Here is a 23,918-nt window from a genome sequence, read left to right as displayed (position 1 = left end):
ACCGAGCCGCCGGAGCGTTTCCGGAAGGCCCGGCTCTGGCAGGCCCGCGGGATCCTGCCGGGGTCAGCCGTCCCGGAGTCGCTTGAGACGCTCGACGTCCGCCGCGTGCCCCTCCTTGCCGCCGGGTGTCTCGATGATCAGCGGTACGCCCGCGGTCGCCGGGTGGGTCATCAGCGCACGGAACGGGTCCTCGCCGATGTGCCCGGCGCCGATGTTCGCGTGCCGGTCCTTGTGCGCGCCGACCACGTCCTTCGAGTCGTTGGCGTGGATCAGCTTCAGCCGGCCCTCGCCGACGGCCGACACCAGCAGGTCGAGGGTCTGGTGCATCCCGCTCGGCCCGGTCAGGTCGTGCCCGGCGGCGAAGACGTGGCAGGTGTCCAGGCAGACACCCAGCTTCGGATGGGCGTCCAGCGCCTCGAAGTACGGGCCGAAGTCCCAGGTCCGCGAGCAGAGCGAGGCGCCCTGCCCGGCGGTGGACTCCAGGAGCAGGAACGGGTCGTCGTCATGGGTCAGCTCGTCGAGGAGCGGCAGCACCCGCGTCCTTACCTGCTTCAGTGCCACGTCCCGGGCCCGGCCGCCGGTCGCGCTGCCGGTGTGCACGACCACGCCGAGCGCCCCGATCTCCCGGCCGCGCCGCAGCGAGTGCCGCAGCGACTCCACCGACCTCTCCACGGTCGCCTCGGTGTGCGAGCCGAAGTTGATCAGATAGGGGGCGTGCACGTACGCCGGGATCGACTCCCGCGCGCAGGCCGCGCGGAACGCCTCGTCCTGCTTCGGGCTGCCCGCCGGGGTGGCCCAGCCGCGCGGGTTGGCCACGAAGACCTGCACGGTCTCGGCCCGCAGCTCACGGGCGTACGACAGCCCCACGGAGTGCAGGCCGCCGGCCACCGGGACATGGCCGCCGACGGGGTTGCGGGCGGGACCCGACTGCTGACTCTTCACCCGTCAAGGGTGTCACGGCGCGGCCCGCGCCCGGTCACCGGATGGTGATGGTGATCGTCGACCCCTTGGGCGCCTGCTCCCCGGCGTTCACCGACTGCTTCCGCACGGTGTCGCCGAACAGCCCGAGCAGCCCGCGGTCCTCCTTGACCTGGAAACCGGACTGCTCCAGCAGCTTGGTCGCGGCGTCCACGCTCGCCCCGACCACGTTCGGCACCTCGACCAGCTCGGGTCCCTTGGACAGGGTCAGCGTCACCGTGTCGCCCTCGGCGGCCTGCGCGTCGCCGGCCGGGGTCTGCCGGGCGACCTGCCCCTGGTCGTACTCCGAGTTGATCTCGGTGGCGGACACCGTCACCCTCAGCCCGGCCTCCTGGAGATTCTGCCGGGCCTCGTCCAGGTCGTCGCCGGTGACGTCCGGGACGTCGACCGGGGCACCCTTGCTGACGACGAGCGCGATCGCGGTCCCCGCGTGCCGCCCGGTGCCCGCCCCCGGATCGGACGAGATGACCGACCCCTTGGGCACGTTCTCGCTGAACTCCCGGGTCACCATGCCCGGTTCGAGCCCGCCGGCCCTCAGCAGCGCCTTGGCCCCCGCCACTGTCCGGCCCTGCACATCCGGCACGCTCACCGTCTCGGGGCCGTCCGAGACGGTGAGCGCCACCGAGTCGTTGCTGCGGATCCGCTCGCCGGCCGCCGGGTCGGTGCTGATCACCGTGCCCCGCTTCACCGTGTCGCTGTAGGCGTGCTCCACCGATCCGACGTCGAGTCCGGCCGCCTTCAGGCGCGCGGTGGCCTGGGCCTCGGTCTTCGACAGCAGCGGCGGTACCTTGGTGAACTGCCCGGAGTTGATGTACCAGACCCCGGCTCCGGCGCCGAGGACGACCAGCACGGCGATCACGAGCGTCACCAGCCCGCGCCGGGACCGGCGGCCCCCGCGCCGCCGGTCCGGCCCGGGCGGCGCCTCGAACCTGCTGGTCCGCAGCGCCCCCTCGTCCTCCTCGTTGACCGGCAGGGGCCGGGGCACGTGCAGCGACCGGGGTATGACACTGGTCCGGTCCCCGGCGATGTCATGCGCGTCCGCCAGCGCCTGCGGCGGTACGGCGTCCAGCTGCTCGGCACCGAGGCGGTCGCGCGCCTGCCGCAGCAGGGCGAGCAGCGCGACCGCGTCGTACGGCCGGGCCCCGGGATCGCGGGCGGTCCCGAGCGCGACCAGCTGGTCCAGCTCGTAGGCCAGCCCCGGCACGACGGCGGACGGCGCCGGCACGTCCTCGTGCAGATGCTTGTACAGGATGACCGCGGGCGAGTCCCCGTCGTGCGGCTTCTGCCCGGTGAGCATCTCGTAGAGCACGACACCGCACGCGTACACGTCGACGCGCGGATCGGCGGCCCCGCTCTCGACCTGCTCGGGCGCGAGGTACGACACGGTGCCGAGGACGGCGCCGGTCGTGCTGGTCACGGAGTCCACGGACCGCACCAGCCCGAAGTCCGCGACCTTGACCCGCCCGTCGTCCCCTATCAGCACGTTCTCGGGCTTCATGTCCCGGTGCACGAACCCGGCGCGGTGCGCGGCGCCCAGCGCGGCCAGCACCGGCTCCAGGATGTCCAGCGCGGCCCGCGGCTGCAGCGCACCACGCTCGCGCAGCACGTCCCGCAGGGTGCAGCCGGCCACGTACTCCATGGCGAGATACACATACGACCGGTCGGCCCCCTGGTCGAAGACCTGGACGACATTGGGATGGGCCAGCCGGGCGACCGACTTGGCCTCCCGGATGAACCTCTCGACGAAGGACGCGTCGGCGGCGAGCGCCGGATGCATCACCTTCAGCGCGAGGACGCGGTCCAGCCGGACGTCCAGGGCCCGGTACACCGTGGCCATCCCGCCGACGGCGATCCGCGCGTCGACGCGATAACGGCCGTCGAGCACCTGCCCGACAAGGGGGTCCTGAAGGGTCGTATCCACCCGGCGAGTGTACGAGCCCCGGCTGACACCCACACAGGTGAGACCGCTTGCCCCGGGCGACTGCAGCGCACCTGTGACGCTTCGCACGTGGCTGGAATATGCACCTGCCCACCCGCAGCCGCCGACGACGCCCGCCCCGGGCATGCCTTCTCCCCCTTCCCGCAGCCGCCGACGAGGCCCGGCCTCCACGGGAGAGCCCCGCTTCTCGGCAGACGGTTTCGGGCGGTGCGTGGGTGGGAGACGAGACGGGAGCGGACTGGCGCTCAGAACGCGGGGCGTTCGGGATCCAGCACGGCCAGGCCCTCCGCGGGAGAGGACGCCTCAGCGAGGTACCGGCGGGGAATCCGCCCCGCCAGCCGGGCGAGCCGCCCCGCCTCCACCCCGGCCCGCATGGCGAGCGCCATCCGCTCGGGATCCTGCGCCCGCGTCACCGCCGACGCCAGCATCACCCCCGCACAGCCCAGCTCCATCGCCAGCGCCACGTCCGACGCCGTCCCGGCTCCCGCGTCCAGGATCACCGGCACGCGCGCGTGCTCGACGATCAGCTGGAAGTTGTGCGGGTTGCGGATCCCGAGCCCCGACCCGATCGGCGACCCGAGCGGCATCACCGCGGCGCACCCCACGTCCTCCAGCTTCCGGGCCAGCACCGGATCGTCGTTCGTGTACGGCAGCACCGTGAACCCGTCGTCCACCAGGGCCTGCGCCGCGTCCAGCAGTTCGACCGGGTCCGGCAGCAGCGTCCGCTCGTCGGCGATGACCTCCAGCTTGACCAGCGAGGTCCCCAGCGCCTCCCGCGCCAGCCGGGCGGTCAGCACGGCCTCCCCGGCGGTGTAGCACCCCGCGGTGTTCGGCAGCACCCGGATCCCGAGCCGCTGGAGGACCGACAGCACCGAACCCCGTACCCCCGGGTCCACCCGCCGCATCGCGACCGTGGTCAGTTCGGTCCCGGACGCGACGAGCGCCCGTTCCAGCACCTCCAGGCTGGGCGCGCCCCCGGTCCCCATGATCAGCCGGGAGGAGAAGGCCGTACCCCCGAGGACGAACGTGTCGTCGGCCATGGCTCAGCCTCCCTGCACGGCGGTGAGAACTTCCACGCGGTCGCCTTCGGCGAGCCCGGTCGCCGCCCACTGCCCGCGCGGTACGACGGTCTCGTTGACGGCCGCGGCCACCCCGGACGGCGCGGCCGTGAGGGACCGTACGAGGGTGTCGAGAGCGGTGCCCGGGGCGATCTCCCGGCGCTCCCCGTTGACGGAGACGGTGACGGAGGTGTTCATGCGGTCTGCTCCACGAGTGCGGCGGCGACGGTGCCGAACCGTGCCGGTGTGAACGGACGGGCCTCCTGCGGCAGCTCGCCGCCGGCCAGCAGCTCCGCCATCACGTCCCCCGTGACCGGTGTGAGCAGCACCCCGTTGCGGTAGTGGCCGGTGGCCAGCAGCAGCCCGTCGAGGCGGGTCGGCCCGAGCAGCGGCGCGTTGTCGGGGGTGCCGGGGCGCAGTCCGGCCCGGGTCTCGGTCAGGGGCAGCTCGGTGATCCCGGGCACCAGCTCGTGCGCGTCGCGCAGCAGCTCGTACACGCCGCCCGCCGTCACCGTGGTGTCCCAGCCGAGCTCCTCGCTGGTCGCGCCGACGACCAGCTCGCCGTTCTCCCGGGGCACCAGGTAGACGTTCCCGCCGCGCACCACGGCCCGTACGGTCCGGCTGAGGAACGGCGCGTACCGCGCGGGCACGGTCAGCCGCAGCACCTGCCCCTTCACCGGCCGCACCGGCGGCAGCACGTCCTCGGGCACGCCCGCCAGCTGCCCGCTGAGGCTCCCGCCGGCGAGCACCACCTGGTCCGCGCCCAGCGCCTCGCCCGCGCGGGTGAGTACACCGGCGGCCCGCTCCCGTACCACCTCCAGGCGCTCCGCCCAGTCGCGGTGGAACACCACCCCGGCCCGCTCGCACGCGGCCACCAGCGCCCCCGCCAGCCGGCGCGGGTCGATCTGGTGGTCGCCGTCGACCCGCAGCCCGCCGCGCACGCCCGGCGCGAGCATCGGCTCAAGGCGCCGGCACTCCCGCCCCGACAGCCACTCGGACTCCAGGCCCGACCGCTGCTGGAGGGCGTGCAGCTCGCGCAGATGCGCCCGGTCGTCGGCGTCCAGGGCGACCGCGAGGGTGCCGCAGCACCGGTAGCCGAGGTCGTGGCCGGTGAGCTCGGTCAGCTCGGCGGCGAAGCCGGGATAGCGGCGCGCGGAGGCCAGGTTGAGCCCCAGCAGGGTCTGCTCGCCGTAGTGCAGTTCGGTGACCGCGGCCAGCATCCCGGCCGCGACCTGCGCGGCCCCGCCGCCGGGCCCGGGGTCGACCACGGCGACGGTGAGCCCGCGCTGAGCCGCTCGCCAGGCCGTGACCAGGCCGATGATCCCGCCCCCGATGACGAGGACGTCGGACGTACGTGAGGACATGGGCGTCCAGCCCCTCCCTTCGCCGGCATGACCCGGATCAGGTTCGTACGGTCGGAGGCCGCCAGCCTCCCTCTCAGCCCGGTGCGTCCGGGCTCCCGCGTGTGCTTCCCCGCCACCCTAGCCCGCGCGGCTGCGCCCTCGTAAGACGGCCTCGGACGGCGCTGTGGAACAGGTCACTCGCCACGACCCCTGACTGACTCTCTGTCAGTTGTCTATCGTTCTTGTCTATGGTGATCAGGTGAGCGAGCAGACGCAGCGACGGGGCACGTCACAGACGCGGCGCGTGGTCGTCGTGGGCGCGGGCATGGCCGGGGTGCAGACCGCCGTCGCCCTGCGCGAGCAGGGGTTCACCGGCACCGTCACGCTGATCGGCGCCGAGCCGCACCAGCCGTACGACCGGCCGCCGCTCTCCAAGGCCGTGCTGCTCGGCAAGTCGGAGGGGTCCGCCTTCGAGGTCGACTTCGAGGCGCTCGGCATCGAGCTGGTGCTGGGCCGCGAGGCGCTGGGCGTGCGCACCGCCGACCACGAGCTGGACACCGAGGCCGGACCGGTGCCGTACGACGTCCTGGTCCTCGCCACCGGTGCCGAGCCGATCACGCTGCCCGGCACCGAGGGCGTGCCCGGCGTCCATCTGCTGCGCACCCTGGACGACGCCGAGCGGCTGCGGCCCGTGCTCGCCCGGCAGCACGACGTCGTGGTCGTCGGCGCGGGCTGGATCGGCGCCGAGTTCGCCACCGCGGCCCGCGAGGCCGGCTGCGCGGTGACCGTCGTGGAGGCCGCCGACCGCCCGCTCGCGGGAGCGCTGCCCGCCGAGGTCGCCGCGCCGATGGCCGCCTGGTACGCGGACAGCGGTACCGCACTGCGCACCCACGCGCGCGTGGCGCACGTCGAGCCCGGCGCGGTGGTGCTCGACGACGGCTCCCGGCTGCCCGCGGGCGCCGTCGTGGTCGGCATCGGCGCCCGCCCGGCCACCGCCTGGCTGACCGGCTCCGGCATCGAGCTGGGCGCGCACCGCGAGGTGCTCGCCGACAACCGGCTGCGCACCACCGCACCCGACGTCTACGCGGTCGGCGACTGCGCCTCCTTCCCGTCCGGCCGCTACGGCGAGCGCCTGCTGATCCACCACTGGGACAACGCCCTGCAGGGCCCGCGCACGGTCGCGGCCAACATCCTCGGCGAGACCGACGCCGTCTACGACCCGGTCCCGTACTTCTGGTCCGAGCAGTTCGGCCGCTTCGTCCAGTACGCCGGCCACCACGCCGCGGCCGACCGCCTGATCTGGCGCGGCGACCCGGCCGGCCCGTCCTGGAGCGTCTGCTGGCTGCGCGAGACCCGCCTGGTAGCCCTGTTGGCGGTAGGCCGCCCCCGGGACCTGGCCCAGGGCCGCCGCCTGATCGAGGCAGGGCGCCCCATGGACCCGGAGGCGCTGTCCGATCCGGGGAATCCGCTCAAGAACGCCACGACTTCCTGAAAGCTCCCCGAGGGAAACGCGCCCCAAAGGGGCGCGGGGCTGTGACATGTGCGGCTCCGCCGCGTGGGCTCGACCAGCCCCTACGGCGGTGCACCCGGACGACGACCCTCCCGGCATTACCATCGCGGCCCCCCTGGCGGAGCGCATACCCTAGATCCCGTGACCGAGATTGACGTAAAGATCGATGCTCTCGTGCCCGCCTGGCTCACCCTCCCCGACATCGCGGAAATGATGGACGTCGAGGTGACGCGCGTGCGGCAGCTGGTCAAGGAGGGCCAGCTCATCGCCGTGCGCCGCGGTGAGAACAGGGCGCTGCACGTCCCCGCCGCCTTCATCGACGAGGACAAGGTCGTCAAGGGCCTGTCCGGGACCCTGACGCTCCTGCGGGACGACGGCTTCACGGACGAAGAGATGCTGGAGTGGCTCTTCACCCCCGACGCCACCCTGCCCGGCACCCCCGCGCAGGCACTCAGCGAGAATCGCGGCACGGAGGTGAAGCGCCGCGCCCAGGCGCTCGCCGTCTGAGGCAGCCAGTACCGACACAACGGGGGAAGAACGATGTCCGACACCGCCCGCGCCCAGCTGGCCGATGCCCGGCTCTACCTGTGCACGGACGCCCGTAAGGAGCAGGGCGACCTTGCCGGGTTCCTGGACGCGGTCCTCGTGGGCGGTGTCGACATCGTGCAGCTGCGCGACAAGGGCATGGAGGCCGGCGAGGAGCTGGAGCACCTCGCCGTGTTCGCCGACGCCTGCGCCCGGCACGGCAAGCTGCTCGCGGTCAACGACCGCGCCGACGTGGCCCACGCGGCCGGGGCCGACGTGCTCCACCTGGGCCAGGGCGACCTGCCGGTGTCGGCCGCCCGTGCGATTCTCGGCCCGGACGTCCTGATCGGCCGCTCCACGCACGCCGAGTCCGAGGCAGCCGCGGCCGCCGTGCAGGACGGTGTGGACTACTTCTGCACCGGCCCCTGCTGGCCGACCCCCACCAAGCCCGGCCGTCCCGCCCCCGGCCTCGGCCTGGTGCGCCACACCGCCGCCCTGGGCACCGACCGCCCCTGGTTCGCCATCGGCGGCATCGACCTCGGCAACCTCGACCAGGTGCTGGACGCGGGTGCCCGCCGGGTGGTCGTGGTCCGCGCGCTCACCGCGGCCGACGACCCGGGCGCGGTGGCGGCCGAGTTCGCCGAGCGGCTGCGCTCGCGGTGACGAGCAGGAGGCCGCTGTCCGGAAACTTGTCCAGTATGCGGACATGAGATCGACAATTCGGGCAAATATTACGAGTTCGGTTGGGTGGCCGTCCGCGCCTGACTAACCTGCGGGTATGGCCCTCGGAACCGCATCCACCAGGACTGACCGCGCACGCACTGTGCGTGACATGCTCGCCACCGGCAAGGCCACGTACTCGTTCGAGTTCTCGGCGCCGAAGACCCCCAAGGGTGAGCGGAACCTGTGGAGCGCGCTCCGGCGGGTCGAGGCGGTCGCCCCCGACTTCGTCTCCGTGACCTACGGCGCGGGCGGCTCCACCCGCGCGGGCACGGTCAAGGAGACCCAGCAGATCGTCGCCGACACCACGCTCACCCCGGTCGCGCACCTCACCGCGGTCGACCACTCGCTGGCCGAACTGCGCAACATCATCGGCCAGTACGCGGACGCCGGGATCCGCAACATGCTCGCGGTGCGCGGCGACCCGCCCGGCGACCCGATGGGCGAGTGGGTGGCGCACCCGCGAGGGCTGACCTACGCGGCCGAACTCGTCCGGCTCATCAAGGAGTCGGGTGACTTCTGCGTGGGCGTCGCCGCCTTCCCGGAGATGCACCCGCGCTCCGACGACTGGGACACCGACATCCGGCACTTCGTCGACAAGTGCCGCGCGGGCGCCGACTACGCCATCACGCAGATGTTCTTCCGGCCCGAGCCGTACCTCCGGCTTCGGGACTCGGTCGCCGCGGCCGGCTGCGAGACCCCGGTGATCCCGGAAATTCTGCCGGTCACCAGTGTGAAGATGCTGGAACGGCTGCCCAAACTCAGCAACGCGACCTTCCCGGACGCCCTGAAAGAGCGGATCCTCGCAGCCAAAGACGATCCGGCGGCGGTACGCTCCATTGGCATCGAACACGCCACGGAGTTCTGCGCCCGGCTGTTGTCCGAGGGAGTGCCCGGACTGCACTTCATCACGCTGAACAACTCCACGGCGACGCTGGAGATCTACGAGAACCTGGGCCTGCACCATCCCCCGCAGGCCTAGACCGGCCGCACCGGAGTACGACACACTGCGTAGCGGTCACTGGAGGAGGGGCGTACATGGGCTGGACGGTCCTCTACGTAGCGTTCGGCGTCGTCGCACTGTGGTTGCTCGGCGAGGTCCTGCTGCAGTACAAGGCGCGGCTGCGCTGGCGCCTGCTCGCCTTCGGCGGCTTCCTCGGCGTCGTCTTCGGTGTCCTGATCCCGTCCGTGATCGTCATCGGTGTGGGCGCGATCGCCTTCGCGGTCGGCCAGACCTACGTCACGCTGTCGTTCCGCCGCGGCTTCGAGGCGGGCTGGGCGGTCAAGCGTCCCGGCGCGGAGGGTGACGGCGGCGGCCTGATCAGGCGCCGCCGCGGTGAGCCGGAAGAGGACCGGGGCCTTGAGGCCACCGACCCGGACGCGGCCGACGCCGCCTACGCCGAGCAGCAGAGCGCCTACGCCACGAACGGCACGCCGTCCTACGGCAACGACGACTACGACCGTGACGACGTCTTCACCCCGGCGGCCCGCACCATGGAGCCCGGCGCGGCCGAGTCCACCGCGGTGTACGAGCCGCAGCCGATGCCCGACGACACCGGCTCCTACGGCGTCTACCGCGGCTCCGGCTACGCCGCCACCGGCGACCAGCAGGCCGCCGCCTACGCGACCGCCGGCCAGGACCAGGCGTACGCCGCCCAGGGCACCGACCAGAACTATGCCTACGACTACTCGGGTTACGGCCAGCAGCAGTACGGCTACGACACGAGCGGCGGCCAGCAGCAGTACGCCAACTACTCCGACCCGTACATCGGCGACCAGACCTACGGCGGCGCCGGGTACGACCAGTCGTCGTACGGCACCCAGCAGTACGACCAGCAGGGGTACGCCCAGGGCCAGTACGGCAACGGCGGCTACGCGGAGACCCCGGCCGGCGGGGTCTGGGTCCCGCAGCAGCGCGCCGACGAGACGTACGGCGGCGAACTCCCGCAGGAGCAGCCGTACCCCTATCAGGGCGACGGGCAGGGGCAGCAGCAGGGCAACGGGTACGACGAGCAGCAGTACCGCTTCTGAGGGCGAGGCGTCCCCGAAGGGACCTGGCTCACTGCGAGCCGCGGAACTCCGGCCCCTCCACGATCAGTCCGGCCACCAGCGCCCCCGACATGCCGGCATGCGGTAGGCCGCCACCGGGATGCGACCAGCCGCCCACCCGGTACAGCCCGGGGAGCCGGGTGGTGTTGGCCGGGTGCAGGAAGCGGCCCTTGCCGGCAGCGAGGGCGGGAGCCGGGATCTCCTCAGGTCCCGGGGCGCCCGCGGTGGGTTCGGGCAGCTGCGTCTCGTGCCAGATCAGGCGCTGCCGCAGTCCTGGGACGGCGGCTTCGGCGGCCTCCAGGAGAAGGTCCGTGCAGGCCTGGACCGTGCTGTCCTTCTCCCAGCCGGCGTCCCTCGACAGCACCGCCGACACCACCACGGACTCGTGGTCGTCGTCCGGTCTGAGCGCCGGGTCGTCGGGGCGCAGCACCGTCACGGTGGGGCGCACCGGCCGGTCGCCGCCGGGCGCGGTCAGCAGGTCCAACTCGGTCTCGTCGTCCGGCGCGTGCACGACCGTGCGGTGGACGGTGCCGGCCTCCGGCCCGCCACGGAGCGCGAGCAGCACGGTGAGGCGGCCCGGGCGCGCCGACTCCGGGCCGGCCCGCACATCACCCTCGGCGTCCAGCCGGCACCCCGTCAGCCGGGTGAGGGTCTCGAGCCGTACCGGATCCACTCCGGCCACCACATGGTCCGCGTCGACCACACCGCCGTCGGCGAGCTCCACCCCCGTCGCGCGGCCGTCCTTCGCCAGCACCGCCGTGACCTCGGCACCGAACACGAACTCCACCCGCCGCTGCACGCACCGCTCGTAGACCGCACGCGCCAACTCCCGTAGGCCACCGCGCACGTACCAGGTGCCGAAGGCGTGCTCCAGGTACGGCAGCACGGCCGCGCTCGCCGGCGTGTCACGGGGGTTGAGGCCGTACGCGAGCGCGTGGCTGTTCAGCAGGGCGGCCAGCCGCTCGTCGCGCAGTTCCCACGCGCCGATCTCGGCGAGGGTGGTGGCCCGGCGGGTGCGCAGCAGCTTTCTGTGCGGGACCGACGGGTACGGCTCGCGCTCGGCCAGCACCTGCCAGTTCGGCCACAGCGGCTCCTCCAGGAGCGGGCGCCGGGTGCGGTCCCAGGCCTCCCGGGCCCGCACCAGGAAGTCGCCCCAGCGCTGCCCGGCGCCGGAGCCGAGGGCCTCGTCCAGGGCGGCGACGACGCCCGCGCGGGACGCGTTCGGCAAGGACACCGCCGTGCCGTCCGCGAAGACGTGCCGCTCCGACGGATCCACCTGGACCAGTTCGACGCAGGACTCCAGCGGCTCCTTGCCGGTCTTGACGAACAGATCGCGGTAGACGGCGGGCAGCGGCAGCAGCCCGGGTCCGGTGTCGAAGGCGAACCCGTCGCGCTCGAACCGGCGCACCCGGCCGCCGTAGGTCTCCGTACGCTCGTACACCGTCACCCGGTGGCCCGCGACGGCCAGCCGGGCGGCCGCCGCCATGGCGCCCATCCCGGCGCCGATCACCGCAATCCGTCCCATGCCCGCGACTTTATCCACCGCCGCCGACAGTCCCGCGCGGCGGGCCGTCAGCCCGGTGGCCGGCCCGCCTGCGCCGCGAGCCGCCGTTCCTCCCGGCGCTGGGCGCGGCGGCGCCAGAACCGCCGGATCCGCGAGATCAGGAACACCAGCACGATCAGGCCGGTCGCCAGCAGCACCGCCGCGACGATCGCCGCCGCCAGCGGATGGAACATGGCGAACGTCACGATCCCGGCGACCCCGAGATCCTCCGCCAGGCTCACCACGATGTTGCTGACCGGCTCCGGCGAGGTGTTGATCGCCATCCGGGTACCGGCCTTCACGGCGTGGCTGGCCAGCGCCGTGGAACCGCCGACCAGCCCGGCCGCCACGTCGGGGAGCGAGCCGCTGTGCCCGGCGAGCAGCGCCCCGACCCAGGCGCCCGCCAGCGGGCGGATCACCGTGTGCACGGAGTCCCACACCGAGTCGACGTACGGGATCTTGTCGGCCACCGCCTCGCACAGGAACAGCGCGCCCGCGACGATCAGCACCTCGGGGCGCTGCAGCGTCTCGGGGACGTCGTCGCTCAGGCCCGTCGCGCCGAAGAGGCCGAGCAGCAGCACCACCGCGTACGCGTTGATTCCGCTGGCCCAGCCGCTGGTGAAGACCAAGGGGAGTACCGACACGGACGAGATCGTAACCAGTCGGCGGCCGTACGTCCTGGGCCGGTGCGCGCGCACCTGAGTACGCGTACCTAAGGGGCGAGTTGAGTACGCGCGCGGATGGGCGGCGACCTGCGTGAACGGGAGAGTGGAGACACGGAGAGGGGCGCGGGGCACGGCACCGCCGACACGGGGCGGCGGAACGGCGATCGCGCCTTGACCGCTCCTTCCGCCGATTCGCGTCGGCGGAAGCGAGACACGGGGGAGCACGGGGGAGCCGGGGAGAGGGGGCCCGGGGGAAACGGGGTGCGCGAAAGGCGCCGGTCCGACGGCGGCCCGCGGGGGACGCGGCCACCACGGACCGGCGCTTTTCGCCGCCCACACGCGCGTGCGGGCCGGCCGGGGCTCAGCCTTTGCCGCTCACCCGCCCCTGCAGCAGCCGGGACAGGGCCGCGTGGACGTCGTCCAGGGAGCGCTCGGGCTGGAAGGACTTCCAGTCCAGGGCCGCCACCAGCACCATCCCGACCAGCGCGGCCGCCGTCAGCTGGATGTCGATCTCGTCGCTGAACTCGCCGTTGTCCACCCCCTCGCGCAGTACGCCCTCGACGACCGCGACGGCCTGCTGCCGGACCACCATCAGCGTCGACTGCCAGGCCCGGTTGGTGCGCCACAGCTCCGCCACGTAGAGCTGCGTGAAGGCCGGGTAGCGGTCGATGAAGACGAGGCCCGCGCGGACCATCGCGTCCAGGGCGTCGACCCGGCTGCCGTCCTCCCGCGCGGTCTGCTCGGCGGCCTCTCTCAGGGAGGCGGTGAGGAGGCCCACGCCGTGCCGCAGCAGCTCCTCGAAGAGGACCGACTTGCTCGCGAAGTTGTAGTAGACGGTGCCCTTCGCGACGCCCGCCCGTTCGGCGATCTCGTCCACCGTGGTGGCGGAGAACCCCTGCTCGGCGATGAGCGTGACGGCGGCCTCGTAGAGCTTCTGCCGGGTGGCCTCACGGCGTGTGCCGCCGCCCGTGGTGCTGCTGCTTTCCATGGTCCCGATTCTCACAGGAACGGCGGCCCGCGCGGGCACGGAGGAGGAGGGCATGGCGGCGGGCCTCACAGACTCAGCTCGGGATGCAGGCGGTCCAGCGTCCACACCTGGCGGCGCCGGGCCGAAAGGGCGGTGAGCGCCAGGGCGCCCGCCGTGAACGCCACCAGGACGGCGCAGGCCTGCCACACCGGTCCCAGCCCGCCGCCGGTGATCAGCCGCCGCAGTGCCGCCACGACGTAGCTCATCGGCAGGAACGGGTGGATCCAGTTGAAGAAGCCCGGACTGGTCTGCACGGGATACGTGCCGCCCGCCGACGTCAGCTGGAGCATCAGCAGGGCGAGGACCAGGATCCGCCCCGCCGCCCCGAAGCGCGCGTTCAGCCACTGCACGATCGCCCCGAAGCAGGCCGCCACCAGGAACAGGAACCCGACCGTGCCGGCCGCGCGGACCATCTGGAGCCCGATCGCCCAGTGCAGCACGGCCATCAGGGCCGCCGTCTGCAGCACCCCGACCGCGACCACGGGCAGCCAGCCGGCCAGCGCGATCCGCCAGGCCGCCGAACCGGCCGCCAGGGCACGCCGGTTGAGCGGCTGGATCAGCATGTAGGCCACCATCGCGCCGACCCACAGGGAGAGCGGGATGAAGTAAGGGGCGAAGCCGGTACCGTAGTTGGGCGCCTTGTGCAGGTCCTGGGAGGCGAGCTGCACCGGGTCGGCCATGACCCCGGTGCGCCGGTCGCGCTCCTGCTTGTCGTAGTCGGGGATCCTGCGCGCGCCGTCGTGCAGGCCGCCGGCGAGGGTGTCGGAGCCGTCGACGAGCTTGTAGAGCCCGCCGTCGAGGTCGTACGCGCCGGTCCTGAGCCTGCCCAGGCCCGCGTCGAGGCCGGTGGCGCCGGTGGTGGCCGTGCCGAGGCCGGTGTGCAGCTGCGCCGCGCCCGCGGCGACCCGGGCCGCGCCGTCGTTCAGCTTGTTGATCTTCTTGGCGGCGCCGGCGACGTCCTCGGACAGGCGCGGGGCGCGGTCGGCGAGGGCCTGGGCCTGCGTCTGGAGCGTGCGGAGGTTGTGGTCGAGCGTGCTCAGGTCGCCGTTCTGGTCGGCGATCAGCCTGTTCAGGTCGTCGGCGACCGACGCCACGTCGGCGGCGGCGTCCCTGGCCTTCTTCAGGTCGGGGCAGACCGGGTCGGCCGGCTGCTGGGCCGGGCAGCGCGTCGCGTAGATCTCGTCCAGGGTGTCCGCGGCCGTGTGCGCGGTCCTCGCGGCCGCCGGGGCGGTCTTCACCAGGACGCCCAGGTTGCCGCGTACGGTGCGCGCCGAGTCGGCGACCAGCCGGGCCGTGTCACCGATGGTCTTCTCGTTCTTCGCCAGGTACGGTCCGACCTTGCCGTAGACGCCGTTGACCTGGTCCGCCAGTACCTGGGTGCCGTCCGCGACCTGCCGGGAGCCGTCCTCCAGCGTCCCCGCGCCCGCGTCCAGCTTCCTGATCCCGCCGGCGAGCTTCCCGCTGCCGGTCTTGGCGTCCGACAGGCCGTCCGCGAGGTCCTTCGACCCCTGTTCGGCCTTCCCGATGCCGCCGGCGAGCGTGTCGGCGCCCTCGGCGGCCCGCGCGGTCTGCCCATGGAGGTCGGAGAACGAGATGAAGATCCGGTCCAGGAAGGACCGGGACGCCTTGGCGGACGCGGCCGAACGCACCTCGTTGAAGACCGTGCGGGAGATCTGTCCGACGATGTAGTTGTTCGCGTCGTTGGTGCGCACCTGCAGCGCTCCGGTCTGCGGGGAGTCGCCCGCGCTGGAGGCGATGCGCGCGCTGAAGTCGGCGGGCATGGTCAGCGACAGGTAGTACGTGCCGTTCTCGACGCCGCGGCGGGCCTCGGCGGCGCTCACCTCGTGCCAGTCGAAGGACCTGCTGTCCCTGAGCCCGGCGACGATGTCGTCGCCCGCGGTGATCCGCCGGCCGCTCGCCGTCGCCCCCCTGTCGTCGTTCACGAGCGCCACGGGAACGCGGTCGAGGCGGCCGTACGGATCCCAGAACGACCACAGGTACAGCGCGCCGTACAGCAGCGGCAGCACCAGCAGGGCCACCAGGGCCGCGCGCGGCAGCCTGCCCCGTCCGAAGCGCCTGAGCTCAAGCGCGGCCAGTCGTGGCGAGCGCATCGCCGGCCTCCTCCCGCTGTGCTGCCTCCGTGTTCCCGGTGCGTACGACGAGGGCCCCCGGAGGCGCCTGCCCGCACACCGCCACCACCGTCGTCCCGGCCGCGGCGATCGACGCCAACAGCTGCCGCATCTCACTGCGTTCGTCCTGCGACAGCTTCAGGTCGGCGTCGTCCACGGCCAGCAGCCGCGGCTTGCCCACCAGCGCCAGCGCCACGGACAGCCGCAGCGCCTCGATCCGCTCCAGATCCCGTACGGCGGTCCGGGCGCCCTTCGGCAGCGACTGGAGGTCGAGCCCGGCGGCGGCCAGGGCCTCGCCCACCCGTTGCCCCGCGCCGGCGGCTCGTGCCCCGCGGCGCCGCACCAGATCACGCAGCGAGTCACCGAACCGGCTCTGCAGCAGGGCCCGTTCACGCAGGTGCTCGCCGACGGTCAGGGCGGGTTCGAGGTCGGTGACCCCGGCCACGTTGGCCACCGCGCTGATCCGCCGTACGGCCCCGAGCTGCTTGGGCAGCCGGGCTCCGCCGACGCTCGCGGTGCCCTCGGTGGCCTTCATCCGGCCGGTGAGCGCGAGCAGCAGGCACGTGCGGCCGGAGCCGGACGGCCCTTCCACCGCGATCAGCGCGCCCGGCCCGGCGTCCAGGGAGACCCCCCGGAACGCCCAGCCCCGCGGGCCCTTGAGCCCGAGGTGCTCGGCTGTGACAGATACGCCGTGCACAGTTCCCCCTGCGGCATAGTTTTTAGACTGACTGGTCAGTTCAAAAACTATCTCGAACCCGCGATCGAAGCAAAAGCCCAGGTCGGAACGGATTGTCAGTGCCATACCTCACGATGGGCACATACGGCACCCCGTGTGAGGGCGCCGTCACTGAGACGACAGGAGGTTCGTCATGGCCAACTCGTCAGCGGCCGCCGCCCACCGGCGCCGCCCCACCGGCCCTGCCCCCTCACTGACCGGCCCGGCGAGCGACGTGCACCCCGTACTCCGCCGGGCCACGGCCCCGCCCGCCGCCCTCGACCTGCTCACCCGGGCCCGCGCCGCGCTGGACGAGGCCGAGCTGCTCGACACCCCCAACGAGCGCTACGCGACCGCCCACCTGGCCGCCCTGCGCACCGCGGCCGCCGTGCTCGCCGCCCGCGCCCGCCCCGAGACCTCGCCCCGGCACCGGGCCCGGATCCGCAGCGCCTGGGAGGTGCTCCCCGAGGTCGCGCCCGAGCTCACCGAGTGGAGCGCCCTGTTCGCCTCCGGCGCCGGCCGCCGGGCCCGCGCCGAGGCCGGCATCCAGGGCGCGGTGGGCCGCCGGGACGCCGACGACCTGATACGCGACGTGGCGATGTTCCTTCGCATCGTCGAGCGGATGCTCGTCCTCCAGCCGGTGCTGCCACAGGCGCGCCGGGACGACGGCGACCGGGCGGCCGGTACCCCGGGGAGGGAGCTGCCCGACGCGGGATGACCAGGCAAGGCGGCGGCAATCGGGTGCGGAGGCAATAGGGTGGAGAGCGCCTGAAGCCTTCCTTCCTCCCGCACCCTCGGGCCGGGGAGGCACCGAGTTCGCGCCGCCGGGCAACAGGCGGTGCCGCGCCGAGGAGTCAACTGCCGTGCCGGACCCCACTCGACCCCGCGCCTCTCTCCGTACCGCCGTGGTCTGGGAGGTCCTCCAGGACGCCCTCGACCGCCGGGTCAAGGCCACCGGCCGGGACACGCTGGACGTCCTGGACACCGGGGGCGGCAGCGGCAACTTCGCCGTCCCCCTGGCCCGGCTCGGCCACCGCGTCACCGTCGTCGACCCCAGCCCGAACGCGCTGTTCGCGCTGGAGCGCCGCATCGCCGAGGCCGGCGTGGCCGACCGGGTCAAGGGCGTCCAGGGCGACGTCCTCGGCCTGTTCGACGTGGTCGAGCGCGGCGGCCACGACGTGGTGCTGTGCCACGGCGTCCTGGAGTACGTCGACGACCCGGCCGAGGGCGTGCGCAACACGGTGGCCGCGCTGCGCTCCGAGGGCGTCCTCAGCCTGCTCGCCGCCGGGCTCGGCGGAGCCGTGATCGCCCGCGCCCTCGCCGGCCACTTCAAGGAGGCCAAGCAGGCCCTGGAGGACCCCGACGGCCGCTGGGGCGAAGGCGACCCGATGCCGCGCCGCTTCACCGCCGAGCAGCTCACCGGCCTGGTCGAGGGCGCGGGCCTGGCCGTCGCCGCGGTGCACGGCGTGCGGGTCTTCGCCGACCTGGTCCCCGGCGTCCTGGTGGACACCGAGCCCGGCGCCCTCGACGCCCTGCTCAAGCTGGAGGCCGCCGCGGCCGAGCTCCCCGCCTTCCACTCCGTCGCCACCCAGCTGCACGTGCTCGGCGAGACACCGGGTGCCGCCGGGGTCTGAGAGCCTCCTGAGGCGACCCCGCTGATCAGGGGCTCGACAGCGGATGGAGTACGCCACAGGCCCCCCGATCGAGGGGTTTGCGCCGTATGATCGAGGGAGATCGCCCGGCATGACGGGTCGGCTGCTGGGGAATGGAAGCTTCAGAGAGCCGGGACTGTCGTGGCGGATTCCGGTTGGCCAATTGGCCTAGAGGGGCGGGTTTCACGGGGGCGATTCCCTGCCTATCCTGAAGGGACCCCCCGGGTCGCCCCGGCGACTGCACGATGAGGAGGACGCCGTGCCGCTCTCGGAGCACGAGCAGCGAATGCTTGAGCAGATGGAGCGAGCGCTGTACGCCGAAGACCCCAAGTTCGCGACAGCGCTTGAGGGAAGCGGCCTGCGTATGTACACCCGGCGACGGGTCTACCAGGCGGTCGCCGGCTTCCTCGTGGGTATCGCGCTCCTCATCGCCGGAATGGTCGTTCAGCAGGTCTGGGTCAGCGTGGTGGGCTTCCTCGTCATGCTGGGCTGCGCGGTCCTCGCCGTCACCGGCTGGCGCAAGGCCCCCAAGCCCGGTGAGCAGCCCGTGGGCGGCCCGCAGGCGCGCCGCCAGGGCCGGGCGAAGCGCTCCATGATGGACCGCATCGAGGAGCGCTGGCAGCGCCGCCGCGACGAACAGGGCCGCTGACGGCTACGCCGAGAGGCCGAACAGAGCGTGACTGAGGGGTGACCGCCGACGGCGGTCACCCCTCAGGGCGTTGCTGGCCGTAGCCGGAGACCTTACTGCGGGCCGTGAGCCACTGCGGGTGAGTGGGGGCTGATCGCGCAGTTCCCCGCGCCCCTGACGGGGCGCTCCGGCCACCGCTTCCTCCCAGCCGCGGGCGCTCGTGTCAGCTCATCCAGCCGCGGGCAGTCGTGCCGCTGGGGCGGCACGGGTGGGCGCTGGGGGTCCCCCCGGCCGAAGGCTGGGGGAGGCACCCTGCCAGCGCCGGTAAGCGCCCCCCCCGCGCCGTCCAGCGTCAGCCCTGCTGCCTCGAGGGCTTTCGCGGGGCCGGCCGGAGCGCGGCCGCCCGGTCCCGCAGCCGGGACCAGCCCGCCGACGCCGCCCACACCGCGCGCACGGCCGACCGCGGAGCGAACAGCGCCCGCAGGCGCGCGGGCCCCCCGACCGTGCCGTTGAACGCGGCTGAGACCCTGCGGACGTCGTCCGCGAGGCCCGCCGTCAGCCGCGGCCGCGGCGCGTACAGCACCTGTTCGACCGCGTCCGCCACCCGGTGCACCGAGGCCCCGGCGGCCGGATCCAGACGGCCGAGCCGGACGATCCGGGCGGCCGCGTTGCGCGGGGTCAGCGACTCGTCGGGCAGGATGCCGAAATCCCAGGCGGTGTCGGTCAGTTCCAGCCAGACCGCCAGCGTGTGCACGGCCACGCCGGCGGGCGTGCGGTCGTAGGCCCCGAGCCGGCCGGCCCGTACCCCCTGCCGGTACAGCATCGGCGCCAGCGGCGCCGTCGCCACGGCGAGACCGCCGAGCGCCCACAGGGCCAGCTGCCACCAGGGCGGCCCGCCGTCCCCGCTGCGCACCGCGGCCGCCGCCGACGGGCTGGAGCAGGCGTCCTGCTTGCGCAGCCGCGGCGCGCAGCTCTCGCTCTGCGAGGCCGAGGCAGACGGCCCCGTCGAGGCGCCCTTGGGCGGCAGGGGCTCGTCCGGCACGGCGGAGCCGGGCGTCTGCGACAGCGTGTACGACGGCGTCGTGCCGCGGGTCGGGGTCGGCTCGAAGCGGGTCCAGCCCACGCCCTCGAAGTACAGCTCCGGCCAGGCGTGCGCGTCCTTCAGGCCCACCGACACCGTGCCGTCCGCCTGCGGGGTGCCCGGCGCGAAGCCCACCGCCACCCGGGCCGGAATGCCCAGCGTCCGGGCCATCGCGGCCATCGCGAAGGAGAAGTGCACGCAGAAACCGCGCTTCTGCTTCAGGAAGTTCGCGATCGCGCCCTCGCCCCGGCCGACCTCCACCTGGGTGTCGTACTGGAAGCCGCCGGACACCGCGAAGTAGTCCTGGAGCTTGACCGCCTCCTCGTAGTGGCTGGTCGAACCGGCGGTGACCTCCTGCGCCGTCTTCGCCACCACCGACGGCAGCGAGGAGGGCACCTCGGTGTACTCCCTCTTCATCGCCGCCGACGGCTCCGGCGCCGCGGCCAGCTGCTCCGCCGTCGGCTGCACGTCCAGGCTGGTGACCTGGTAGGTCTCACCGCGCGTGTTCTGCCCGTGGTCGCCGACCAGGGTCATCCCGACCGGCTCGTAGCGCCAGCTGCCCGCCACCTTCACCCCGCTCGGCGGGTACGGCATCGGCAGCCAGTCCTGGGCGTACCAGTCGGCCGCCGTGATCGTCGACTTCACCGTCGTCCGCCTGACGTCACCGCCGAGGCCGGGCGGGGTCGGGAGCTTGTCCGGCACACCGGTGATGTGCCGCTGGGCCGGCTTCCAGGTGGTTCCGTCGAAGTCGTCCAGGGAGACGATCCGCAGGTACAGGTCGGAGACGCCGGCGTTGTCGCTGGTCCTCACGGACAGCACCTGCCGGTCCTCGTCCACGTTGAGGCTGTCCCGCAGCGACACCAGCGGGTTGACGGCGGAGATCGTGCCGCCGTTCCCGTTGCCGATGCCGACACCGGTCCCGGCGGCGTCCAGCAGACCGCCCTGGATCGAGGGCATCGCGAACGGCACGAACAGGGCGACGCCCAGCACGGCGAAGCCGATCCGGCGCCCGGTGCGCACCGGGGCCACCGCGCCGCTCTCCTGGCCGCCCGGGGTGCGCGGCGCGCCGCCGAACACCCGGCCCCACTGCGAGAGCCGGTCCCGGCCCTCGGCGAGCAGCAGCATCAGATAGCCGGCCGCCGCCACCAGGAACCACAGCCAGTCGGTCGGCCCGTCGGACAGGCCCGCCGCCACCGAGTAGAGCGCGAGCAGCGGCAGCCCGGCCGGGGCCGCGCTGCGGAAGGTCACCGCGAGGGTGTCCACGATCAGCCCGACGGCCAGCACGCCGCCGATCACCATCAGCCGGATGCCGGGTGTCAGCGGCGCGGGTATCGAGTACCGGCTGACGTCGTCCGAGCCCTGCTGGAGCAGGTCGCCGAAGTACCGGAAGGTGTCCGGGCCGGGGACCACCCCGGCGAGCGCGTGGCTCCGCGCGAACACCAGGGTCAGCATCAGCAGCGTGACCAGGGCCTGCGCGGCCACGGTCAGCGGGCGGGTCAGCGGCACCCGCCGGGCGGCCGCGCCCGCGCCGGTCTGGACCGCCACCAGGAACGCCGCCTGGAACAGCCAGGTCACCGGGGAGACCAGGGGCAGCAGGGCACAGGACGCCATCAGCGTCGCCGCGGCCGCGGTGAGGGCGAGCCGGGCCCGTCCGCTCATCACCGTGCCTCCCCGCCCAGCGCGGCGAGCCCCGTGCGCTCCCGGTCGGCCTGCCGCCACAGCTCGGCCACCGAGGCGCCGCGCTCCACGCCGACGGCCGTCCAGCCCGCCTCGCGCAGCATCCGCAGCCGCTCCTCGTGCGCGTTGCCGGGGGCGGGCACGTCGGTCGGCTCCCTGACCCAGGTGTCCGGGTCCAGTACGAAGGCGACGGCGCCGCCGCTGCGCTGGCGCATCTTCGCGGCCGTCGTCGCCTGTTCCTCGTCGAGGTCGCCCAGGAAGGCCACCAGCAGTCCCTCGTTGCCGCCGCGCAGCACGTCGTAGGCCCGGGACAGGCCCGTGCCGTCCGAGTGGTCGATCACGGCCAGGGTGTCCATCAGCAGCCCGGCCGCCTCCGCCGACTCCTGGCCGAAGCCGGCGAAACCGTCGGCGCCCTCGCCGGGCACCGAGCTGCCGGTGTCCGTCAACAGCCGGACCGAGAAGCCGCGTTCGAGCATGTGGACCAGGACCGAGGCGGCACCGGACACCGCCCATTCGAACGCCGAGTCCGGGCCCGCTCCTTCGTAGGCGCCGCCCCGGGTGTCGAGGAGCACCGTGCAGCGGGCGCGCTGCGGCTGCTCCTCGCGGCGCACCATCAGCTCGCCGTAGCGGGCGGTGGAGCGCCAGTGCACGCGGCGCAGGTCGTCGCCGTGGCGGTAGCCGCGCGGGATCACGTCGTCCTCGCCGGCCAGGGCCAGCGAGCGCTGCCGCCCGTCGCCGTACCCCTTGGCCTCGCCGCCGATCCGGATCGGCGGCAGCGGCTCCACGCGCGGGACGACGGTCAGGGTGTCGAACGTCGAGAAGGCACGGGTCAGTTCGCACATGCCGAACGGGTCGGTCAGGCGCAGCTGGAGCGGGCCCAGCGGATAGCGGCCGCGCAGGTCCGAGCGGACCCGGTAGGACACCTCGCGGCGGCCGCCCGGCTCCACCCGGTCCAGGACGAAGCGGGGACGCGGGCCGAGGACGTAGGGCACCCGGTCCTGGAGCATCAGCAGGCCGGTGGGCAGCCGCGAGACGTTGTCCATCCGCAGATGGACCCGGGCCTCGCTGCCGGCCGGCACCCGCGCGGGGGAGAGCCGGCGGCTGCCGGCCACCCGGTAGCGGGTGCGGTAGAGCACGGTGGCGCAGATCAGCGGCAGTACGGCGAGCAGCAGCCCGACCCGGCGCAGATCGGCCTGGCCCAGTATGTAGGCGCAGATCACCGCCGCGATGCCGGCCGCGAGGAAGGACCGGCCGCGGGTGGTCAGCCCGGCCAGGGCCGTGCGGATCCCGCCCGCCTCCTCGCGGTCGGCCTCCGCGGGGGCGCTCATCACAGACTCCGCGGGGGCTGCTGGGGATACGCCGGCACGCCCCGGCCCAGACCGCCGAAGCCGGTCTGCTGCTGGGGGGCCGCGGGCACCGGGGTGGACTGCAGGATCTCCTGGACGACCTGCTCCGCGGTGCGCCGGTTGAGCTGGGCCTGGGCGGTGGGCAGCAGCCGGTGGGCCAGCACCGCGACGGCGAGCGTCTGCACGTCGTCCGGCAGCGCGTACTCCCGGCCGCTCAGGGCGGCGGACGCCTTCGCGGCGCGCAGCAGGTGCAGCGTCGCGCGCGGTGAGGCGCCGAGTCTGAGGTCGGGGTGGGTGCGGGTGGCGGCGACCAGGTCCACCGCGTACCGGCGGACCGGCGCGGCGACATGGACTCCGCGCACGGCCTCGATCAGCTTCACCACGTCATGGGCGTGCGCCACCGGCTGGAGGTCGTCGAGAGGGTTGGCCGAGCCGTGGACGTCGAGCATCTGCAACTCGGCCTCCACGCTGGGGTAGCCCACCGAGACGCGGGCCATGAAGCGGTCGCGCTGGGCCTCGGGCAGTGGGTAGGTGCCCTCCATCTCGACCGGGTTCTGGGTGGCCACCACCATGAACGGGCTGGGCAGTTCGTAGGTCTGCCCGTCGGTGGTGACCTGCCGTTCCTCCATCGACTCCAGCAGCGCGGACTGCGTCTTGGGGGAGGCCCGGTTGATCTCGTCGCCGATCACGATCTGGGCGAAGATCGCGCCCGGTTTGAACTCGAAGTCCCGGCGCTGCTGGTCCCAGATGGACACACCGGTGATGTCCGAAGGCAACAGGTCCGGCGTGAACTGGATGCGCCGCACCGAGCAGTCGATGGACCGCGCCAACGCCTTCGCCAGCATCGTCTTGCCCACGCCGGGAACATCCTCGATCAGCAGATGCCCCTCGGCGAGCAGTACGGTCAGCGAGAGCCGTACGACCTCGGGCTTGCCCTCGATCACACCCTCCACCGAACTGCGGACCCGCTCCACAGTGGCGGTCAGATCACTAAGGCTCGCTCGATCGTCATAGGTCGTCACCCGGCCCTCCTCGGCCCGTTATTGCTCGGGCCGGCGCTTCGTCACGCATAACCGGCCCACCCCGAATCACGGACACCACGCGTGAATGGTTCCGCGTGACGTCCCACACCGCATTCTTGCTGCCGTTACCGATTCGTGTCACTCGCCTGTGGACAACTGCCCGCACTATGTCGGTCTTACGGCCTTTCGGCCGCCTGTTCGACAGCGGGTCGACAGCTTACGGCGGGCGCGTTCCGGAGCGCACGGCCCGCTCGACGGGCCGAGGTGCTGGACCGACGCGGGGTGACGGGGGGCGACGCGGGGTGACGGGG

21 protein-coding genes and 1 riboswitch are annotated in these 23,918 nt (G+C 73.4%); of the genes, 8 read left to right on the top strand and 13 right to left on the bottom strand.

Annotated features, from left to right (window positions below; translation table 11 throughout):
• Positions 1 to 63: 63 nt before the first annotated feature.
• From LQ326_RS32255 to thiO, 5 genes are all read right to left on the bottom strand, one after another.
• Complete coding sequence (locus LQ326_RS32255; protein WP_234542595.1) at positions 64 to 942, bottom strand: deoxyribonuclease IV; 879 nt, start codon at positions 940 to 942, stop codon at positions 64 to 66.
• A gap of 34 nt (positions 943 to 976) precedes the next feature.
• Positions 977 to 2,899 carry a Stk1 family PASTA domain-containing Ser/Thr kinase gene (pknB, locus tag LQ326_RS32250; protein ID WP_234542594.1) on the bottom strand — a complete coding sequence of 641 codons (1,923 nt, stop codon included), beginning with the start codon at positions 2,897 to 2,899 and terminating at the stop codon, positions 977 to 979.
• A 263-nt stretch (positions 2,900 to 3,162) separates the two neighbouring features.
• On the bottom strand, positions 3,163 to 3,957 hold the full coding sequence (locus LQ326_RS32245; RefSeq protein WP_234542593.1) for a thiazole synthase: 795 nt from the start codon (positions 3,955 to 3,957) through the stop codon (positions 3,163 to 3,165).
• Between the two features lie 3 nt (positions 3,958 to 3,960).
• On the bottom strand, positions 3,961 to 4,173 hold the full coding sequence (thiS, locus tag LQ326_RS32240; protein WP_234542592.1) for a sulfur carrier protein ThiS: 213 nt from the start codon (positions 4,171 to 4,173) through the stop codon (positions 3,961 to 3,963).
• Positions 4,170 to 5,339 (bottom strand): glycine oxidase ThiO, encoded by a 1,170-nt coding sequence (gene thiO / locus LQ326_RS32235; protein ID WP_234542591.1) that lies wholly within the window; start codon positions 5,337 to 5,339, stop codon positions 4,170 to 4,172. Before thiO ends, thiS begins: the two co-directional genes overlap by 4 nt.
• Positions 5,337 to 5,448: riboswitch (TPP riboswitch) on the bottom strand. It overlaps the preceding gene by 3 nt.
• A gap of 129 nt (positions 5,449 to 5,577) precedes the next feature.
• Here thiO and LQ326_RS32230 point away from each other — a divergent pair.
• The 5 genes from LQ326_RS32230 (at position 5,578) to LQ326_RS32210 (ending at position 10,104) form a co-directional block, all read left to right on the top strand.
• Positions 5,578 to 6,810 (top strand): NAD(P)/FAD-dependent oxidoreductase, encoded by a 1,233-nt coding sequence (locus LQ326_RS32230; RefSeq protein WP_234542590.1) that lies wholly within the window; start codon positions 5,578 to 5,580, stop codon positions 6,808 to 6,810.
• A gap of 159 nt (positions 6,811 to 6,969) precedes the next feature.
• Entirely contained in the window at positions 6,970 to 7,335 is a 366-nt protein-coding gene (locus LQ326_RS32225) for an Rv2175c family DNA-binding protein (RefSeq protein WP_234542589.1), read from the top strand.
• A gap of 33 nt (positions 7,336 to 7,368) precedes the next feature.
• Positions 7,369 to 8,016: a thiamine phosphate synthase gene (thiE, locus tag LQ326_RS32220; RefSeq protein ID WP_234542588.1), complete on the top strand. Its 648-nt coding sequence runs from the start codon at positions 7,369 to 7,371 to the stop codon at positions 8,014 to 8,016.
• Positions 8,017 to 8,131: 115 nt separating this feature from the next.
• Positions 8,132 to 9,055, top strand: a complete 924-nt coding sequence (gene metF, locus LQ326_RS32215; RefSeq protein WP_234542587.1) for a methylenetetrahydrofolate reductase [NAD(P)H] — start codon at positions 8,132 to 8,134, stop codon at positions 9,053 to 9,055.
• Between the two features lie 56 nt (positions 9,056 to 9,111).
• The gene (locus LQ326_RS32210) at positions 9,112 to 10,104 is read left to right on the top strand and encodes an SCO2102 family sporulation regulator (protein WP_234542586.1); all 993 of its coding nucleotides are present in this window, start codon (positions 9,112 to 9,114) and stop codon (positions 10,102 to 10,104) included.
• 28 nt (positions 10,105 to 10,132) lie between these two features.
• Here LQ326_RS32210 and LQ326_RS32205 read toward each other — a convergent pair whose 3' ends face one another.
• The 5 genes from LQ326_RS32205 to LQ326_RS32185 form a co-directional block, all read right to left on the bottom strand.
• The gene (locus LQ326_RS32205; protein ID WP_234542585.1) at positions 10,133 to 11,647 is read right to left on the bottom strand and encodes a phytoene desaturase family protein; all 1,515 of its coding nucleotides are present in this window, start codon (positions 11,645 to 11,647) and stop codon (positions 10,133 to 10,135) included.
• Between the two features lie 47 nt (positions 11,648 to 11,694).
• The gene (locus tag LQ326_RS32200; protein WP_234542584.1) at positions 11,695 to 12,309 is read right to left on the bottom strand and encodes a DUF4126 domain-containing protein; all 615 of its coding nucleotides are present in this window, start codon (positions 12,307 to 12,309) and stop codon (positions 11,695 to 11,697) included.
• Between the two features lie 382 nt (positions 12,310 to 12,691).
• A complete protein-coding gene (locus LQ326_RS32195; RefSeq protein WP_234542583.1) occupies positions 12,692 to 13,318 on the bottom strand; it encodes a TetR/AcrR family transcriptional regulator in 627 nt (208 codons plus the stop codon).
• A gap of 65 nt (positions 13,319 to 13,383) precedes the next feature.
• Positions 13,384 to 15,468 carry a YhgE/Pip domain-containing protein gene (locus LQ326_RS32190; RefSeq protein ID WP_234542582.1) on the bottom strand — a complete coding sequence of 695 codons (2,085 nt, stop codon included), beginning with the start codon at positions 15,466 to 15,468 and terminating at the stop codon, positions 13,384 to 13,386.
• On the bottom strand, positions 15,440 to 16,183 hold the full coding sequence (locus tag LQ326_RS32185; protein WP_234542581.1) for an ATP-binding cassette domain-containing protein: 744 nt from the start codon (positions 16,181 to 16,183) through the stop codon (positions 15,440 to 15,442). The genes LQ326_RS32190 and LQ326_RS32185 overlap by 29 nt, the downstream gene beginning before the upstream one ends.
• 172 nt (positions 16,184 to 16,355) lie before the next feature.
• Here LQ326_RS32185 and LQ326_RS32180 point away from each other — a divergent pair, with 172 nt between their 5' ends.
• From LQ326_RS32180 to LQ326_RS32170, 3 genes are all read left to right on the top strand, one after another.
• Positions 16,356 to 16,919 (top strand): SAV_6107 family HEPN domain-containing protein, encoded by a 564-nt coding sequence (locus LQ326_RS32180; protein ID WP_234542580.1) that lies wholly within the window; start codon positions 16,356 to 16,358, stop codon positions 16,917 to 16,919.
• Between the two features lie 145 nt (positions 16,920 to 17,064).
• Positions 17,065 to 17,835 carry a methyltransferase gene (locus LQ326_RS32175; protein WP_234542579.1) on the top strand — a complete coding sequence of 257 codons (771 nt, stop codon included), beginning with the start codon at positions 17,065 to 17,067 and terminating at the stop codon, positions 17,833 to 17,835.
• A gap of 277 nt (positions 17,836 to 18,112) precedes the next feature.
• A complete protein-coding gene (locus LQ326_RS32170) occupies positions 18,113 to 18,502 on the top strand; it encodes an SCO2097 family morphological protein (RefSeq protein ID WP_234542578.1) in 390 nt (129 codons plus the stop codon).
• Positions 18,503 to 18,833: 331 nt separating this feature from the next.
• Here the strand turns inward: LQ326_RS32170 and LQ326_RS32165 are convergent, their stop codons facing one another.
• Genes LQ326_RS32165 through LQ326_RS32155 form a run of 3 tightly spaced genes read right to left on the bottom strand, consistent with a single transcriptional unit; the run spans position 18,834 to position 23,607 of the window.
• Positions 18,834 to 21,221, bottom strand: coding sequence for a transglutaminase TgpA family protein (locus LQ326_RS32165; protein ID WP_234542577.1), 2,388 nt, complete (start codon positions 21,219 to 21,221; stop codon positions 18,834 to 18,836).
• Positions 21,221 to 22,567, bottom strand: coding sequence for a DUF58 domain-containing protein (locus LQ326_RS32160; protein WP_234542576.1), 1,347 nt, complete (start codon positions 22,565 to 22,567; stop codon positions 21,221 to 21,223). Before LQ326_RS32160 ends, LQ326_RS32165 begins: the two co-directional genes overlap by 1 nt.
• A complete protein-coding gene (locus LQ326_RS32155) occupies positions 22,567 to 23,607 on the bottom strand; it encodes an AAA family ATPase (RefSeq protein WP_234542575.1) in 1,041 nt (346 codons plus the stop codon). The genes LQ326_RS32160 and LQ326_RS32155 overlap by 1 nt, the downstream gene beginning before the upstream one ends.
• Positions 23,608 to 23,918: the final 311 nt, after the last annotated feature.

The organism is Streptomyces shenzhenensis (assembly GCF_021462265.1).
Taxonomy (GTDB): Bacteria; Actinomycetota; Actinomycetes; order Streptomycetales; family Streptomycetaceae; genus Streptomyces; species Streptomyces shenzhenensis.
This window is presented reverse-complemented; position numbering and strand designations above follow the sequence as displayed.